Here is a 16,550-nt window from a genome sequence, read left to right on the forward strand (position 1 = left end):
ATGCGCCAAAAAGTAGTAGAAAAAACAGGAAGTGATGAAGATAAAAGCGGCTGCGACACGAATAAAAAAGCGGCGGTTGTTTCAAATAGTATAAAACAATACAATACTTATCGGCAAAGTTATACATTTTTACTACTTACTCCAACAGATTATTCTAAAAAGGCAGGGTTGGAAACACTATCAACAGATGTTTTTTATTTATCAACAAATAAAATATTACTTATCAACACATTGTCCACCAAAAAACAAAAATGTGCATAAAAAACATCTTTTATAACCAAATCAAAGCATATTCCATTGTCTATTGTTTGTTGATATAAAAATTAAAATGTATGCGCTGTTTTGCACTATCTTCGTAGCCCCGAATGTTGTTTATTGTATTACTATTTGCTCTATTATTAAGTTGTATGACCGACCCAAATGCCGCCCCTTCATCTTTCAGTAAAATTGTAGAAAAACAACGCCCCTTTGTGCGGCGTGCTGATGTATCTAATCTGTTATTTGATAAGATACAACCTCAAGCCCGCGATATGGAAGAGGCTGTGCTGGGGGCAATGATGCTCGACAAAGATGCTGTGTCGGTAGTAATAGATATTTTGAAGCCGGATAGTTTTTATGTAGAAGCGCACGCACATATTTATCAGGCTATTCAGGATTTGTTCGGAAAATCAAAGCCTGTTGATATTTTGACGGTGACAGAACAGCTCCGAAAAAACACCAAACTCGACGAAGTAGGAGGTCCCTTTTATATCACCCAACTCACCAACCGCATCGGTAGTAGTGCCAACGTGGAAACTTATGCCCGTATTGTCGCCGAAAAATATATTTTACGCGAACTCATACGCACCGCCAGTGACATCAGTCGCGATGCCTACGAAGAAAGCACCGATGTATTTGAACTTTTGGACAAAACGGAGCAGAGCCTTTTTAGTATCACCGACAAAAATATTCACCGCAGCTACGAGGCAATGAACACCCTCGTTAGCCAAGCTATCAAACAAATAGAAGCCCTGCGCGAACATCAGGACGGATTGGTGGGTATTCCTTCGGGTTTTACGGCGTTAGACCGCGTCACTTCGGGTTGGCAACGCTCCGACCTGATTGTAGTGGCGGCACGCCCGGGTATGGGAAAAACCGCCTTTACGCTTTCGGTGGCACGCAATGCGGCGGTGGAGTTCAAAAAACCGGTGGCTTTGTTTTCCTTAGAGATGTCCTCGCTGCAATTGGTGAATCGTTTGATTTCGGCAGAGGCTGAAATTCCTTCGGAAAAAATAAAAAAAGGACAATTGGCGGATTACGAGTGGAAACAATTGGAAAAGAAAATAGAAAAATTGTCGGAAGCTCCCATTTTTATTGATGATACGCCCGCCATTAATATTTTTGAATTGCGTGCCAAATGTCGCCGCCTTAAAATGCAGCACGATATTCAGCTCATTATCATTGATTATCTGCAATTGATGAGCGGAACAGGCGGCGACAAACGCGGCGGCAACCGTGAGCAGGAAGTAAGTGCTATTTCGCGGGCATTGAAAAGTATCGCCAAAGAATTGGACGTTCCTGTTATTGCGCTTTCGCAGTTGAGCCGTGCACCCGAAATGCGCGGCGGTAACAAACGCCCCCAACTCTCCGACCTGCGCGAATCCGGCTCTATCGAGCAAGATAGCGATATGGTGATTTTTCTGTATCGCCCCGAATATTATGGTTTTGACAAGGACGAAGACGGCTACCCCACGCAAGGATTGGCGGAAATCATCATCGCCAAACACAGAAACGGCGCATTGGATAATGTAAAAGCCCGCTTTGTGGGAACTTTTGCCAAATTCACCGACTTGGAATCCGGAGCCAACCTCAGTATGAGCGCAGGCGGCGGTAATAATTTTATTTCCAACAATATCATCACCCGCTCCTCTGCTATGAACCAAAGCAGCGATGAAGTATTTGATGAAGATGTGCCGTTTTAAAATTTTTTTAATAAATTATTTATATTAAGTAGTTGTACAAAAATAGTTTGTATTTATGAGTTAATAAAAATAATTGATAATCAGATGCTTATGCCAACTAAGAACTAAAAATTGATCACTTACAACTACTTAAAATTAGTTCTATTTTTATTTTACCGTGCAGCCATCATTTCAAAAAACAGCCAATATTGACCTCCAACGCTTAGATGCAGAAAGCACGCGCCGTGCCGACAAAATGCCATTGATAGTAGTGCTGGAAGATGTTCGAAGTGCGCATAATGTGGGTTCTGTATTTCGTACTGCCGATGCTTTTTTGGTAGAGGAAATTGTATTGTGCGGTATTACCGCTACACCGCCGCACAAAGAAATTGCCAAAACCGCACTCGGTGCTACCGAAAGTGTGGCGTGGCACTACGAAGCGGATTGTTCGCTGTTTTTGCGCGAAGCACGGTTGAAAGGTTACAGTATCGCCGCCGTGGAGCAGGTGCAGCCCCATTATTGGTTGCAAAACTGGCATCAAGCCACCACACAGGCATTTCCGTTGGTGCTGATATTCGGCAACGAAGTAGAGGGCGTAAGCGAAGCGGCTTTGCAGCATTGCGATTATTGCATAGAAATTCCACAAGAAGGCAGCAAACACTCCTTTAATGTAGCCGCCGCCGCCGCTATGGTATTGTGGGAAATTTACAAATATTACAAATCTGCACCACAATCGTAACTTTTGTTACGATACAGCAGTTGGCGGTGTGCTATCTTTGCACCAATATTTTTATTTTTTTGTATTATTCTATGCAAACATTTCTTTACAACGGACTTTTAGCTCCTTGGACATTGTTGCGTTTTTTACGTTTTTTGATGGGCGCACTACTTTTGGTGCAGGCATACCAACTGAAAGAATACTGGATAATGGGAGTGGCGGCATTTTTTATACTGATGGCTTTGCTCAACAGAGGGTGTTGCGGTGTTGCAGGCACTTGCGCCCCCAATACTCTACCGCACAACGGCAGCAATAACGACACAACGGAACAGATACACTACGAAGAGATAAAAAAATAAACATTTTTCAACTTTTGCGCTGCTACACTGTTGATTACATTTAAAAAAAATAAAAAAACACTATAAATTATGACTTTTCAGGATATTGTACAAACAGAAGGTATTGTATTGGTAGATTTTTATGCAGAATGGTGTGGTCCCTGCAAAATGATGGCTCCCATTTTGAAAGAGGTGAAAGACGAATTAGGCGAACAGGTAAAAATTGTAAAAATAGATGTAGATAAAAATCCCCAACTTGCCGCCAAACAGCAAGTACGCGGCGTACCTACTTTGGTACTCTATAAAAATGGCGAACCCAAATGGCGACAAAGCGGCGTAGTGCCTAAAAGTGGTTTGTTGCAGGTAATTTCGCAATTTTCTTAGAAAAAAAATACGACCTAATTTCAAACGAGTTAAAGATTTTTGCAAATAACGTGTTTAAATTTTATTTTAAAAATAAAACATTATCATTCAAAACATAATCCTTAAACTTATCTGTTTAAAATAAAAATGCCTGCAACATCAAGTTTTTGCAGGCATTTTTATTTAATTCAAGTAGATAAAAGCAGTACCGCCGATTGACTTTTATACCAAAGCCAGAAAGACATCTGCTTTGCTTTTTTTGTTTCAAAAAGCAAAATATTTATATTTTCTGCCGCCCGTAAAACGCTGTGCCAGCCAGTAAGCACCTTTTTTTAAGTAGCGCAGGGGCGTTGCCGAACTCAAACTGAAAGATAGCCATTGTGTGGCGGCTTTCCATAAATTCTGATGCCGGAGCTGATAGTAAATATTGCGTTCTTCGCCGCGCTTTTGGATATAATTGCGCTCTTTTTCGCTCAGATGTGGGGCTAAATATTGCAGCATCAACTTTGCTTCGTCCTGCAAATACTGCGGGTCGGCGGTTTCGGCACTATATCCCTTGCCCTCGTATGTGGCAATTTGCAAAGGCACATAGCAGGTACGCACACTGTCGTCGCCAAAACATGCAAAATGAAACACATGGTCGGCTTTTACCTGATAGCGAATATCATATTTCCCTTTTTTATCAAATAAATTTCTTTTATAAAAAACCGCTTGATGGCACAAGGTTTCAAAAACCAAACGCTGCGGCGAAAAAGCCCCCCTGTGTTGTCGAGGTCCGTTTTGGGCGTGTACTTCGCCATAAATAATATCGCAATGACGGTCGGTACTGCCAAAAACAGCTTGCAGCACTCCTTTTTCCAATTGGTCATCGCTGCCCAAAAAATACAAATAATCGCCTGTGCTGCGTGCAATGCCTTTGTTATAAGCATCGTATATGCCTTCATCTGCTTCGCTTATCCAATATGCCAAATGTGATTCGTACTGCCGGATAATGCGCAAAGTAGATTCATCGCTGCCGCCGTCAATAATAATAAACTCCACACGCGGATAATGCTGCTCCAACACCGACAAAATACAGCGTTCGAGGGTACTTGCCTGATTAAAGGTCGGTATAATGATACTGACAAGTGGTAATGTTGAGTAATCGGTAGCTTCCATGCTATTTTTTAAATAAATCAATACCACTCAAAAGATATACATATTTACGAATAAAATATTTCGTGCTGAAAGCCGTAAGGGTTTCGTTGTTTTGAGCAGTTTTTAAAAAACGGTTGAAGGAGTATGAACTTTTTAATGTGTCGGCAGCCTGTTCGTAATTGCCGTATTGCTTCAGAAAATCGTTGCCTAAATAGTGGGCATATCCTTTAAAAAAGCTGCGCCACTGGGTATCTTTTAATTTAATATTCCAAGTATCCAAACTGTCGGCTGAGGGCTGTTGATGACGATGAATACCGATAGCATCACCCATATTTCCTTTTGTTTTATCATTATCGGCGTAGTGCAGTATTGATTTTTCAAAAGGAATCTCCAACCATTCGTATAATTCTTTGACAATTATTTCGGGCTGCGTCACTAAATTTTCGTATAAAATTGTACGCACATTCGTTTGATGGCTTTGCTGTTGTGCAAAATTTTGTATTAAAAAAGGCGCATTGAGAAAATCACGGCGGGCGGTATAGAGGCGGTCTAAATTATCACAGCGAAACGAATCAATGATAGAATGTAGTACGGCGAGGGGGTTTCTTTTGAGTAAAATGATTTTTGCCTGCGGGAAAACCTGTGCAATTTCGGGTAAAATTTCGTAGTATCGCGGCGTTTTATCCAAAAAATAGCGCACCTGCGGGGCGGCGTTGTAAAAATATAGTTGTTCGGCAAATTGGCGCAAAGCCGCGTGATATGCAGCATCGCCGCCAACTTTCGGAATAAACTCCTCCAAGCCGCGTGCCGCCAATTTTTCGTTGTAGGCGGTGCGGTGCAATTCGGGTTTGCGTGCCGACAAAAAAGGCAGGAGCAGCCAAGGTTCGCTCACGCTGGCAACGGCGGCATTGTTAGACAACAGACTTTGGAGTAGGGTAGAGCCACTGCGCGGCTGCGATATAACGAAAATAATATGCTTCAATGTTTAAAGATATTATTTTTTTAATACTGTTCAAAAATTTGATTAATAATGATTTAATTGCAAAGCATATTCATAAATTTCGTATTCCAAAGCATTGTTTTCCTTAAAAATACGAATGGCTTCTTCACTTGCCTGCGAGGAGCGCGGCGTTTTGTTGCGCACGCGCACGGTTTTTGGTTTTTGTATAGTTTTTTGGCAAAAATATCCATACTTTCCTGTAATTTTTCCGTAACCCCGATATGAATAAAATGCGTATCAATCAGTTGGCGATAATTATCAATCGTCATTTCCCAAGGAAAATACTGTAGCATATAGCATTTGTTTTTTATCAAAAACTCATCTAAAGACTCATAAGGCCAGGATTCAATTTTTTTGCCTTCGCGGTAATGTATGCCCATTTGAATGCGTGTGAGATTGTAAAAATAGTCGGAAGTCATCAGCGCAAGCGGGTCGCGCAGCACCGTGATAAACTGACGGGCATCATCGGGATAATAATCCAATACGCCAATATTGCGATTGCGATTGAAATGTCCGTGTACGCAAATGCCTTTGCGGTAGTCGGTTTTTGAAAAAAAGGGGTGCAAACGGGCGAGTTTTGGGGGTTTATTTTTTTTTAAATTGCGGATAATGGCGATAAAACTTCCACCAACCGAACCAACTTTGCAAAATTTCTAAAACGCTGGTGCCGCTGCATTTGGGAATATGGATAGAAAAAAGCGGTAAATTAGGGTTGTAGTCAATCATCACATATAAAAAAATATCTCAAAACATTTTATTTATCGCTCCGATGTCTTTCGGATAGCGCAACAGATGTTTAAAACCATACCAAGCAGCTCGCCAACGGCTATGTTGCTTGACGGCAGAGGGATATTTAAAAGAAAAATAGTGTTGCATGGTATTTTGGATTTTTTTTGTTTCCTCCTTTGCATACACTTGTTTGCAAAGGTCTATATTTTTCTCAAAAACCCACTGCATTTCTTGTAATAATTTTATTCTTTTCAGGCGTTTGGAAATACCTTGCGTGTTGTGCTCGTAAGAAGAGCCGATATAAGGAGCGTAGGCGATGCGGGCAAAAGCAGCGTAGCGAATGCGTGAGTCCCAGTCGTGGAAGGCTGCAATGCGCTCATCGTAGTAGTTGATGCGCTCCAGTACGGAGCGGTGCATCAGCTCAAAACGGAAAATGGTGTTGTGGGGAAAATCGCGGGTGATAATTTCTTTGAGCAACAATCCGGTTTTTGGGGTATCGGTATCGGAGAGCCAACGGCGTGTGGTGTTGGTTATTTCGTTTCTGAACTCAAAATTGGAATAAACCACTTCGCAGTCGGGGTGTTGGCGCAGGGCGGCTATTTCGCTGCTTATTTTTTCGGGATAATACCAGTCGTCGCCGTCTAAATAGGTTATCCATTCTCCTTTTGCCATTTTGAAACCCGTATTTTTATTGCGCGGAATACCTACATTTTGGGGTTGAAAAAAATAGCGTACCTGCTGCGGATATTGTTCGGCAGTGGCGGCTATCCACTCGCAGCTGCCGTCGGTAGAGCCGTCGTCAACGATGATGATTTCGAGGGGCGAGTAGGTCTGTGCCAACAAAGAAGCAAAGGCTCTTTGCAACAGAGGCAGGTGGTTGTAGCTGGTGAGGACGACAGAGACGAGCAAGAAAAAACAATATTTATTTTACTTGAATATTTTTTTGAGCAGGTTTAGCCGGATTCTTTTTAGGTTTTTTTGTTTGTTTGGAGGAGGGGGTAGATAGAACAGTATTTGTTTTTAAAAACTGCTCAGTAGGTTTTGGTAATCCTACTAAGATATTATCAAAATATGATTTTATTTCTTTAAATTCTTTTGTTTCATCATCTGCCTTTACTTTTTCAAAATGCGATTCGGTAGTATTTGCTATATATTCACAACGAAAATAATTTCCTTCACCATCTAAGAGCCAATTTTTAGTGCGCAGCATGCGTTTATCTTCGTAATAGCTAAAAATCCATTTTCGCTCCATATAGGGTTTTTCTAACAACAGAGATACGAATGTTTTTCCGTCTATTTCATAATCTTTTGGAATAGCTGCGCCGCCTAATTCGCAAAAAGTAGGATATAAATCTGCTAAGGTTATCAAATTTTCGGAAGGTGCTTGGGATTTTATAATTGTAGGGGCATATACAATTAAGGGAACTCTACACCCTTTTTCTTGTACTACTTGACACTTACCTCCCGTTTTGCCGCCCGAAGTAGGGTTATCTGATGTAAAAAATATAATAGTATTCTCTAATAGCTTGTTTTTTTGTAATGCTTCTATTAACTCTTTTATTAAAAAATCAATATACTCTACATTGGATTGAAGTGTTCCAACACTGCGTTTTCCTGTTAATTCGCCGCGTTCATTCCTCTCAGGAACAGTCGTATACGCATCTATAGATTTTGCGCCACGCGGTAAATGAGGTAAAGTAAAGGAATAATACAAAAAGAAAGGGGGGCTGTTTTTTTGTGTAATAAACTCTATCGCTTTTTTGTTTAATACATCAGGCCCAAAATCATTAGACACAGTAGGAATTACTTTACCATTTTCTAATATAGTAGGGTGCCAATAACGAGAATCAGTTGTATCTTTTTGTTTAAAACGCTTGCTGTCTGACCAAGTGCAATTATATTGAAAGCCGTGTTGCTTGGTAGTACCCGGCAATTGCCACTTTCCGATAATACCGGTTCTGTATTGATTTTCCGCAAGTAATTGGGCATAAATAATATTATCTCTGCCTAAAATGCCATTTTTTTCTTCTAATTTAGGTTTTATATTGTTTTTGTACCAATTAATTCTCGGTCCATATTTCGCGGTTAATATGAGTGCTCTTGTAGGGATACACATGGGCGTAGCCCATGCTGTTTTAAATAAAATCCCCTCTTGTGCCATACGGTCAATATTGGGGGTTTTATGAACTATATTGCCATAGCAACCAAACTCTACAGCAGATACATCATCTAATAGAATTAAAATGATATTTGGTTTTTTTTTGCTTTCAGCTGCCTGTGATATTTTGGAGGATAGTGCTACCCCTAAAGTACCAAGCGCAATGTTTTTAACAAAATCTTTGCGTTTCATGTGTAATATAAATTTTAATATTTAGTAAAAGTGCCGTTGTCCTTTTTAAAACATAAAGGTTTTATTTTAAATATTTATCGCAATAATGTAATATTTCCGGTTTTGCTGATTTGTTCGCCGTCAATCATTTTAGCTTCCAATGTATATACATACACATCTGCTTCTTGCGGGTCGCCCTGATAATTGCCGTCCCAAGCGGTATCTATGTTATCGGTTTCAAATAATAATTTTCCCCAGCGATTAAAAATTTTGAGCGTAAAAGATACTATATTTTTTCCTTCTACCTGCACAGCATCATTGACTTTGTCGTCGTTGGGCGTAAAAGCATTGGGTATGCCGATAAATCCCTTGTCGGTATATACATCTATTTCTTTGCAATACGCATCGGTGCAGTTGTGCGGCGAAGTAACAGTGAGGCAAATATTATATGTACCAATAGCGGTGTAAGTGTGTGTAAAATTATCCGTTGTTGCAGCAATGCTGCCATCGCCCAAATCCCAGTCGTATTGCAGGGTTTCGCCGTTGGTTTCGCCTGTAAAAGTAAAAAGTGTGCTGCTTCCCAAAAATATGCTGTCTTTATCTGTAGAAAAAAGACTTTGAGGTACGGCATATACTTCCAAAGGCAAAGTGAGGGTATCGCTTTCATTGCAGGTGGAGGCATCTTGTACGATGAGTGAAACTTCGTAAGTGCCGGCTTGGGTGTATTGGTGGAGGGCGGTGCTGTCGTTGCCCGAAGCCCCGTCGCCAAAAAGCCACTGATATTGGGCGGCGGCATTGCTGCTGAACACTTCCAAATCAAAAGGCACACAATCGCCGGCGGGCAACGAAAAATCGGCAGCAATATAAGTCGGCGGTTGCAGGGTAAAAGTTACTTCGGAGGTGTCGCTCACCAAGCAGGGCAGCGAATCGATGGTAATGAGGCGCACCGTATAAGTACCGGCTTGCGGGTAGGTGAAAGAAATGGTGTCGTTGTTGTTTTGAATAGGAAAGGGTATATTGCCAAATTCCCAAAGATTCACGTCAGGTGTGCCGATGGTATTGTTGAAAAATTGTACTTCGTAGCTGCCGCCGCCATTGTCGCAGGGCGGTGCTATATCGTAAGCAAACTCTGCTTCTATTTCGGAGTAGCCCACATTGATTGCTACATAAGCGGTGTCGGTGATATTGCAAGTAGTGGAATCCACTACCACCAAACGCACCTGATAGTCGCCGGGTGTTAGGAAAGTATGCAGGGGATTTTTGAGGTCGGACGAGTCGCCATCGCCGAAATTCCAGTAATATTGGGTGGTAGTTGCCGTATCTAACTGTTGATAGAAAAACACGGTAAGCGGCGCACATCCTTCGTCGTATTCTACTACCAAACTCGCATCTACACTCGGGTTGGCAGCGACAATACCTTTTTCAAAATCAAATTTAAAAACAAATAAATCCCAACCTGTACTCAAATTATTATCAAAAGCACCGGAAGTGGTGTAAAAATCGCTGGAGTTGGTACATACTGCCTGATAAATGACACCTTTATTGTCAAAACGGCTCGTGCCGCCGTCCACATGTTCGTAGCCGTTGCCGCCGAAATAAGTAGCATAGCTGAGTGTGGCGGCATCTTTTTCCAACACCATGAAATAATAATCTCCGGTATTATCATTTAAACTATTCTGAAAAGCATCGGGTGTTATAGGGAAATTATTACCGCTTAATGTATAGCCGCCGGCATAAATATTTCCGCATATATCCACCCTAAAAGCAGTAGGAGCAATTTCAGGAAAATCATCATTGCTGCCTAAGCGGGTTGTCCAATAATAAGATGACAAATTATTGTTGAGTTTGGCGATAAACATTTCGCCATTGGCATTGCTATATACATTGGAAGATACCGGAAAATCGCCTGCCGACAAACCGAATATATATATGTCGTCATCTTCGGGATTTATATCAATGAAATAGCCCTGATCAAACTCGGACGTGCCGATGTAGGTGCAGCGCAACAAATTGCTGCCCGCCGGATTGAATTTGGCAATAAAACCGTCTGCTTCCAACGACGCGCCCCAGCCGCCCATAGCACCGCCCGCAAAATTGGGTTGTACGGAAGCGTTGTTGGTGGTCAGCCCACCCGAAGTAGCTCCTGCTGCAAATACATTGCCGTTGCTGTCTAAACGAATGGAAAACCCCGAATCGGCATTATTGCCGCCAAAATAGGTACTCCACAGCAGTTGCGAAGCATTGCCGTTGAGCTTAAATACTACCGCATCAGCATCTCCCTGTAAATTGCTTTGATAAGCAGCGGAAGTGACAGGAAAATTATCGGAATTGGTAGAACTTACCACATAAATATTACTGCTACCGTTTTCGGTGGCTGCAATCACCTCCCCGCGATAAGAATCTTCATAAAACACATTATAGGCATTTTCGCCATCAGTATCGCCGCCGCCTATATAGGTGCTGCCGATAAGCGAGTTGCCGCTGCTTTTTATAATGGTAATTGTTAAATCGCGACCGCCGTTATAAGTATCGTCAAAGGCGGCGGCACTTACCGGAAAATCGCTGGAATAAGTGCTTGCCATTACAACCAATTCATCAAAATCTGTAACCACCAAACTGTGGGGAATATCTTCGTTATTGCCGCCGATATAGGTAGCAAACATCAGCGTATTGCCATCGGGAGTATATTTGGAAATACAATTATCCACACTGCCCGCAAAAGTAGTTTGTATGGCTCCGGTGGTTACGGGATAGCCTGTGCCAAAACAACGACCGCCGCCATACAGATGCCCTTGCGCATCGTAGGTAGCAGTATGTCCATATACAGTTTCTGAAGTACCCGAATAAGTGCTGGCGATGAGTTCGGGGTCAATGACGAGTTCATAATTGGTATTATAACCTTCTGGAAAATCGAACGTCAATTGCTCGTCTGCCAATAATTGATAGCGACAAGGCACTATTTTTTTTATACCATTTATCCATTGATACGCCAAAGGAGCAGCTTCTATGCTTTCGCCCAAAGAGGTGCTTAAATAAATTTCATCGTTTTTAATACATATATTTTCCACCCCTTCGTATTGCCAGCGTATTTGTGTGGCATCGGCATGCGGATCTACGATATAGTCGTATTTCATCTGTTCATTTTTGTTGCCGTAAATGCGTACATCAATACCTTTGTACAATTGCTGATATTCAATGCCGCCGTACACAGCCACATCTGTTGCCCATTGAGCGGGCTTATTGCCGATGAAATAATTGTGATATTCCTTTTTTTTGCTGTTGGGAATAAGGACGGGATTGGCGGCAGCACCGATAAAATTCATTTTAAAAGCGTGGAGATGCCACACATCGCTGCGTTGTGCTGTTCCTTCGTGCTCTTTGACGTGTTGGTTGTATAAATCTTTCGGATTATAAACCAAATAAGTAAAAGCGTTTTTTCAAAAAAAACACTTCCCCCATGAATAGGAGCACGATACAATACATTTTGATGCCATTGCCCCTGATTGCTAATAAAAGAAAGTGACGAAGATGTGGGGGAGGCAGGGAGGGTATTTTTGCACGAGTGGGAGGCGTGCGCACTAAAACATACACACGAAACGGCTATCAGAAGGCGGTATAAAGCGGTCATTGAGTTGATGTGTTTTTTTCAGGCAAGAAAGATAGCGGTTATTTTAATTATGATTTATTTTTTTCTGACATTTAGGTCTGTTTTTTACTGTTAATGTCTAAAATATCTGCTATGTATTTAGGTTTTCCGTCTTCTCTTTGTCTGTGTGCGTGTTGTCTTAGCCCTGTTGCCGATGGTGTTCGGGCGGGTTTCGGAACACAAAGTTTTAAAGTGTCTTAAAATCACAAAGCTCCAAGTTTTACACGCAATGCTCTGAGTTTATCGGAAAGCGTGTCACCCCGCCTGACTCAAAGCCTGTGTTAGTGGCGGTTTTTATTTATCTTTCTTTCCAAACCATTTTTTAAATTTCCATTTTATACGTTGTCCCAATGTCGGTTTGGTAACATAAAAATAAGTAATTTGAACATTGTCCTGATTAAGTTGTGCATCATACTTTAAATATCCTTTGTTTTCATTTTTTAAATTCAGTTCAAGACGGTCAAAACCAACCATTGAAAATATTAGAGTTGGATTTTGAATTGTATCAATATAATTGGTTATGTCTAATTGATAATATCCTTGTTCGTTAGCGGCTGTTCCTATGTTTGTTCCTTTTAAGTTTATTGATGTAAACCCTAATGTGTCTATTTTTCCTTCTTTTGTTTTCCCGGTCACTATTCCGTGAATTATGGTTTTAGAGACTGTGTCCGAAACTGTCTGTGAAAACGATTGAGATGGGATCGTCATTGAAACTAACAACGCTGTTGTCGCTGCAAATTTGGAACAATTAGTTGCCGGAACTTGTCGCCCCCAATAGTCAAGTTGTTTGGGTGAATACATACCGCAAACTGAGTTATTGTTTTGCTGCTGTATTCGTTCAATGTCAGCCCAAGTCATTTTTGAAAAGTCAACTATAGTTTTACTACACTGTCCGCAGATACGTCCACCGTCAGTTGGTTTCATTTCCAACCAATTTTGTCCGCAATATTTTGGTTTATTTAATGTCGTCATAAAATTGCTGATAACGGTTTTGGGTATTGGCGTGATGGGGGTTTTTAGCGCAAAAGTTCATTAGATGCACAAAGCTTGAATTTAGCACTTCATTGTCATAGAAGCACGAAACCCCCGCTTTTGCAAAACGGCTGTTATGCGGTCGGCTTTCTGTTTTCGTCATTTCTTTTTCTTCTTTTTTTCGGGTTCTTTTTCAGCGTGAATCCAAGTCCAACTGTTGTCAGATTTAAATGGAGTGCTAATACTTTTTGAGTTGTCAATTACGATTTTTGTAAAGTATGACTTGTAATACCAAGCAAAAAAGACTGCTCCTAATGTTGGTTTATCAGTCTCTCGGTAGTTTATCCAAATCTCTCTCGGATTGTCAACTTTGAAACCACGAAATTGTCCTTGAAAGTAACTTTCGTCTTTAAGTATTTTCGTTCCTGTCTGGTCAATAGTATAGATAAATTCTCCGCCATAAACAGCCACACTATTCGGTTGAAATGCTGGTAAAATCCAAACAGAAAGTGTCTGGTCGTCATTTTCTTTTATGTATTGATTAAATCTTAAATTGATAGTGTCTTTCATTGCTTTAATCTGTCCACTTGCTGTCTGTAATGCCCTGGAAAATCTATGAAGTAAAGTTGTGTCTACCGTTTCATCAGTTTTACTTACTTGTCCTTTGTCAACCTTAAAGTGAAAAACAAGGTCAAATTGATTGTTTTCATATTTTCCATAAACAGCGTGCCAACTGTCATTTTTCTTAAAACAAAACCAATCACTTCCCAATCTTGCCAAGTCTTTTTTGTCTTGGGTCATTACGCTGTCCGAAGTTTTCCAAGCAATCATATCATATTCATACAACCATTCAGCAACTTCCATTTTCTTGTTGAAGTCCGCAATGTCAAAATTTGGTCCTATTGATTTTTGTCCATAGGTCAAAGTTGTCAACCCGATAAAAAGTAATATTAGAATTTTATTCATTTGTCTGTTTTTGTTTCGTTGTCTTTTAAGCTGCCGCATAACGGTTTGCAGCTTGGCGAAGTGGCGGTTTAGAAGCACAAAGGTTCAATTTAGCACAAATGTTTATTAGAAATCCGAATGTTCAATTTAGCACTGAACCCGCCATTTTGCCAAACTGCTGTTATCTGAAGCCCTTTTTTTCCGTCTGAAGGCTAATCGTTCAATGACAAGCAGAAAAGTTGATATTAGGAATTCACTTTCATTGTCATGTTTGGACAAGATTATTGAAAATAACTCTGTGTTGAAGAAAAATACTCTCAATTAAAAATGCTTTTAGGGTGATATGTGTGTTTTTAAAGAATATTTATTTGTACGAATGCTTCTTATTTAATTCCAGTAATTGACATAGTTATTTTGGGTCTACGACCACTATTTGAACTACAATGATACATTAGGTAATCCCAAGTAATAATATCTCCTGCCTTCCATTGATGCCATACTGAATTACCACATAAAAAATAATGCCCCCAGTCCCATTCAGATAGTGCGACTAAATATCTGACTATATTTTCTGATAATTTCATGTTGGTTTTATCTCGATACGATAAATATAAATCACAATGCCAAGGTAGCATTTGTCCAGGATATTGAATCATCAATGCAGCAGCAGCATTTTTTATTCCAAGCGAATCAATAGTTTCTTGAATGTAGGAAGGAATAAGAAATTTATTTCCGTCAACATCAATACTTTTCATAAACGATTGGCTTTCGTTGTAGCCCCACAAAGTTAGCTCATCGTTTTGATAAACTGAATTGTTGTCATACTTCTTCATTCTTTTGCCTAAAATGATTTCTTTTAAAAGATTACTTTCCTCTAATTGGTTAACCAGCTCATGCAATTCCTTTTGAGGTATAAAAACTTTATTTCCAACGAAATAAAAATCATTTGACTTTTTTGATGGGTCAAAATGCCAATTAGAATTTTCTTGTGCGTAATCAAATAATGTATTTTTCATAATTTTGTCCAACCAGTTTCACCATTAGGGCTATCCTCTAAGTTTACCCCAATAGCACTTAATTTATTTCTTATAGTATCGGATAAAGCCCAATTTTTATTATTGCGTAATTCTTTTCTTATTTCAATTAATAATTCAATTAGTTGAGGCTCTAAATTATTTGATGTTGTACTTGTAATACTCTCAATATTGAATCCAATAATTTTCAAAACATTTTTAATTTCCTTTTGAACGATGCTCAATATTTCATCTGACGCACCTTTATCTCTTAATTGGTTTACATATTTTGTAATTGAAAAAAGATGGCTTAAAAAAATTGGAGTATTGAAATCGTCATTCATTGAATTATGAAACTCAAGGACAAAATTTGCTGCTGTACTTTCTGCTTCCTTCGCTAAGTAATCGTCTGAATTATTACCCCATGCACCTTTTAAAGCACTTGTAATTTTTTGAACTTTCCTTAAAGATTCTTCTGCTAAATCAAAATTAAAAGCCAAAGGACTTCTATAGTGAGACGAAATTAACATCATTCTAAAAGTATTTGCATCAAACTTTTCTAAAAACTCATTAATGGTTATGAGGTTTCCAACAGACTTGCTCATTTTCCCTCCTTTTAATTCAAGCATACCGTTGTGCATCCAATACTTTGCAAAAGGCTTTCCTGTATATGCTTCTGACTGAGCAATTTCATTTTCATGATGTGGAAAAATTAAGTCTGTGCCACCACCGTGTATATCAATTTGTTCCCCTAAATGATGGATACACATTGAAGAACACTCTATATGCCAGCCAGGTCTACCATTTCCCCAAGGGCTTTCCCATGACGGTTCTCCTTTCTTCGCAGATTTCCATAATGCAAAGTCTTCAACTCTTTCCTTTCGATTATCTACATCAATCCGAGTCCCTGAAAGTTGTTCATCAATTTTGCGTCCAGATAGTTTACCGTAAGTAATGAATTTGCTTGTCCGATAAAAAACATCACCATTAACTGAATAGGCAAAGTCTTTTTTTACTAATTCTTCAATAAATGAAATCATACCTCCAATTTCTTCGGTTGCTTTTGGATAATGCGTGGCAGGTTTGATATTTAGTTTTTTTAATTGAAGAATGTATTCGTTAATAAGATTTTCCGTTAGCGTGGTAGCATCGATATTCTCTTTTTGAGACCTGATAATTATTTTATCATCAACATCTGTAAAATTCATAATGAATTTTACAGAGTATCCAACATGTTCAAAATACCTTCTGATTATGTCAAACACCATTGCAGATAATGCATGTCCTATGTGAGCATTCGAATATACAGTAGGCCCACACACATACATACTTATTTCATCTTTTTTAATAGAACTAAACGGCTCTTTCTGACCGCTTAAAGTATTATAAACTAAAATTTTATTTTTCATATTTTAAAAAA

At 39.7% G+C, this 16,550-nt stretch carries 15 protein-coding genes; 5 read left to right on the forward strand and 10 right to left on the reverse strand.

The features are described 5' to 3' along the window. The 5 genes from IPL35_05165 (at window position 1) to trxA (ending at window position 3,380) form a co-directional block, all read left to right on the forward strand. Complete coding sequence (locus tag IPL35_05165) at window positions 1–261, forward strand: hypothetical protein (protein ID MBK8442825.1); 261 nt, start codon at window positions 1–3, stop codon at window positions 259–261. A 146-nt stretch (window positions 262–407) separates the two neighbouring features. Then, window positions 408–1,961 carry a replicative DNA helicase gene (dnaB, locus tag IPL35_05170; GenBank protein MBK8442826.1) on the forward strand — a complete coding sequence of 518 codons (1,554 nt, stop codon included), beginning with the start codon at window positions 408–410 and terminating at the stop codon, window positions 1,959–1,961. 235 nt (window positions 1,962–2,196) lie between these two features. Then, window positions 2,197–2,679: a TrmH family RNA methyltransferase gene (locus tag IPL35_05175; GenBank protein ID MBK8442827.1), complete on the forward strand. Its 483-nt coding sequence runs from the start codon at window positions 2,197–2,199 to the stop codon at window positions 2,677–2,679. A 71-nt stretch (window positions 2,680–2,750) separates the two neighbouring features. After that, window positions 2,751–3,017 carry a hypothetical protein gene (locus IPL35_05180; GenBank protein ID MBK8442828.1) on the forward strand — a complete coding sequence of 89 codons (267 nt, stop codon included), beginning with the start codon at window positions 2,751–2,753 and terminating at the stop codon, window positions 3,015–3,017. A gap of 69 nt (window positions 3,018–3,086) precedes the next feature. Beyond that, window positions 3,087–3,380 carry a thioredoxin gene (trxA, locus tag IPL35_05185; GenBank protein ID MBK8442829.1) on the forward strand — a complete coding sequence of 98 codons (294 nt, stop codon included), beginning with the start codon at window positions 3,087–3,089 and terminating at the stop codon, window positions 3,378–3,380. A gap of 243 nt (window positions 3,381–3,623) precedes the next feature. On the opposite strand, the gene IPL35_05190 is transcribed toward trxA, so the two are convergent. The 10 genes from IPL35_05190 to IPL35_05235 all read right to left on the reverse strand — a co-directional run bounded on the left by IPL35_05190 (window position 3,624) and on the right by IPL35_05235 (window position 16,539). Next, window positions 3,624–4,517 carry a glycosyltransferase gene (locus tag IPL35_05190; GenBank protein ID MBK8442830.1) on the reverse strand — a complete coding sequence of 298 codons (894 nt, stop codon included), beginning with the start codon at window positions 4,515–4,517 and terminating at the stop codon, window positions 3,624–3,626. A 1-nt stretch (window position 4,518) separates the two neighbouring features. Beyond that, window positions 4,519–5,478 (reverse strand): sulfotransferase, encoded by a 960-nt coding sequence (locus IPL35_05195; protein MBK8442831.1) that lies wholly within the window; start codon window positions 5,476–5,478, stop codon window positions 4,519–4,521. 53 nt (window positions 5,479–5,531) lie between these two features. Continuing rightward, window positions 5,532–6,062 (reverse strand): hypothetical protein, encoded by a 531-nt coding sequence (locus tag IPL35_05200; protein ID MBK8442832.1) that lies wholly within the window; start codon window positions 6,060–6,062, stop codon window positions 5,532–5,534. A 178-nt stretch (window positions 6,063–6,240) separates the two neighbouring features. Next, complete coding sequence (locus tag IPL35_05205) at window positions 6,241–7,134, reverse strand: glycosyltransferase family 2 protein (protein ID MBK8442833.1); 894 nt, start codon at window positions 7,132–7,134, stop codon at window positions 6,241–6,243. 13 nt (window positions 7,135–7,147) lie between these two features. After that, window positions 7,148–8,575, reverse strand: a complete 1,428-nt coding sequence (locus IPL35_05210) for a sulfatase-like hydrolase/transferase (protein MBK8442834.1) — start codon at window positions 8,573–8,575, stop codon at window positions 7,148–7,150. A 74-nt stretch (window positions 8,576–8,649) separates the two neighbouring features. Beyond that, entirely contained in the window at window positions 8,650–11,973 is a 3,324-nt protein-coding gene (locus tag IPL35_05215; GenBank protein MBK8442835.1) for a PKD domain-containing protein, read from the reverse strand. 521 nt (window positions 11,974–12,494) lie between these two features. Continuing rightward, window positions 12,495–13,172: a carboxypeptidase-like regulatory domain-containing protein gene (locus IPL35_05220; GenBank protein MBK8442836.1), complete on the reverse strand. Its 678-nt coding sequence runs from the start codon at window positions 13,170–13,172 to the stop codon at window positions 12,495–12,497. Between the two features lie 159 nt (window positions 13,173–13,331). Further along, window positions 13,332–14,138: a hypothetical protein gene (locus IPL35_05225; protein MBK8442837.1), complete on the reverse strand. Its 807-nt coding sequence runs from the start codon at window positions 14,136–14,138 to the stop codon at window positions 13,332–13,334. A 362-nt stretch (window positions 14,139–14,500) separates the two neighbouring features. Beyond that, window positions 14,501–15,133 carry a hypothetical protein gene (locus IPL35_05230; protein MBK8442838.1) on the reverse strand — a complete coding sequence of 211 codons (633 nt, stop codon included), beginning with the start codon at window positions 15,131–15,133 and terminating at the stop codon, window positions 14,501–14,503. Then, a complete protein-coding gene (locus tag IPL35_05235; protein ID MBK8442839.1) occupies window positions 15,130–16,539 on the reverse strand; it encodes a cysteine--tRNA ligase in 1,410 nt (469 codons plus the stop codon). The genes IPL35_05230 and IPL35_05235 overlap by 4 nt, the downstream gene beginning before the upstream one ends. Between the last annotated feature and the right edge of the window lie 11 nt (window positions 16,540–16,550).

The sequence above is a fragment of the Sphingobacteriales bacterium genome (assembly GCA_016711285.1).
Lineage (GTDB): Bacteria > Bacteroidota > Bacteroidia > Chitinophagales > UBA2359 > JADJTG01.

Coding starts and splice junctions, on each gene's coding strand:
- IPL35_05165 (MBK8442825.1), top strand. CDS start 1: ATGCGCCAAAAAGTAGTAGAAAAAACAGGAAGTGATGAAGATAAAAGC.
- dnaB (MBK8442826.1), top strand. CDS start 408: ATGACCGACCCAAATGCCGCCCCTTCATCTTTCAGTAAAATTGTAGAA.
- IPL35_05175 (MBK8442827.1), top strand. CDS start 2,197: ATGCCATTGATAGTAGTGCTGGAAGATGTTCGAAGTGCGCATAATGTG.
- IPL35_05180 (MBK8442828.1), top strand. CDS start 2,751: ATGCAAACATTTCTTTACAACGGACTTTTAGCTCCTTGGACATTGTTG.
- trxA (MBK8442829.1), top strand. CDS start 3,087: ATGACTTTTCAGGATATTGTACAAACAGAAGGTATTGTATTGGTAGAT.
- IPL35_05190 (MBK8442830.1), bottom strand. CDS start 4,517: ATGGAAGCTACCGATTACTCAACATTACCACTTGTCAGTATCATTATA.
- IPL35_05210 (MBK8442834.1), bottom strand. CDS start 8,575: ATGAAACGCAAAGATTTTGTTAAAAACATTGCGCTTGGTACTTTAGGG.
- IPL35_05220 (MBK8442836.1), bottom strand. CDS start 13,172: ATGACGACATTAAATAAACCAAAATATTGCGGACAAAATTGGTTGGAA.
- IPL35_05225 (MBK8442837.1), bottom strand. CDS start 14,138: ATGAATAAAATTCTAATATTACTTTTTATCGGGTTGACAACTTTGACC.
- IPL35_05230 (MBK8442838.1), bottom strand. CDS start 15,133: ATGAAAAATACATTATTTGATTACGCACAAGAAAATTCTAATTGGCAT.
- IPL35_05235 (MBK8442839.1), bottom strand. CDS start 16,539: ATGAAAAATAAAATTTTAGTTTATAATACTTTAAGCGGTCAGAAAGAG.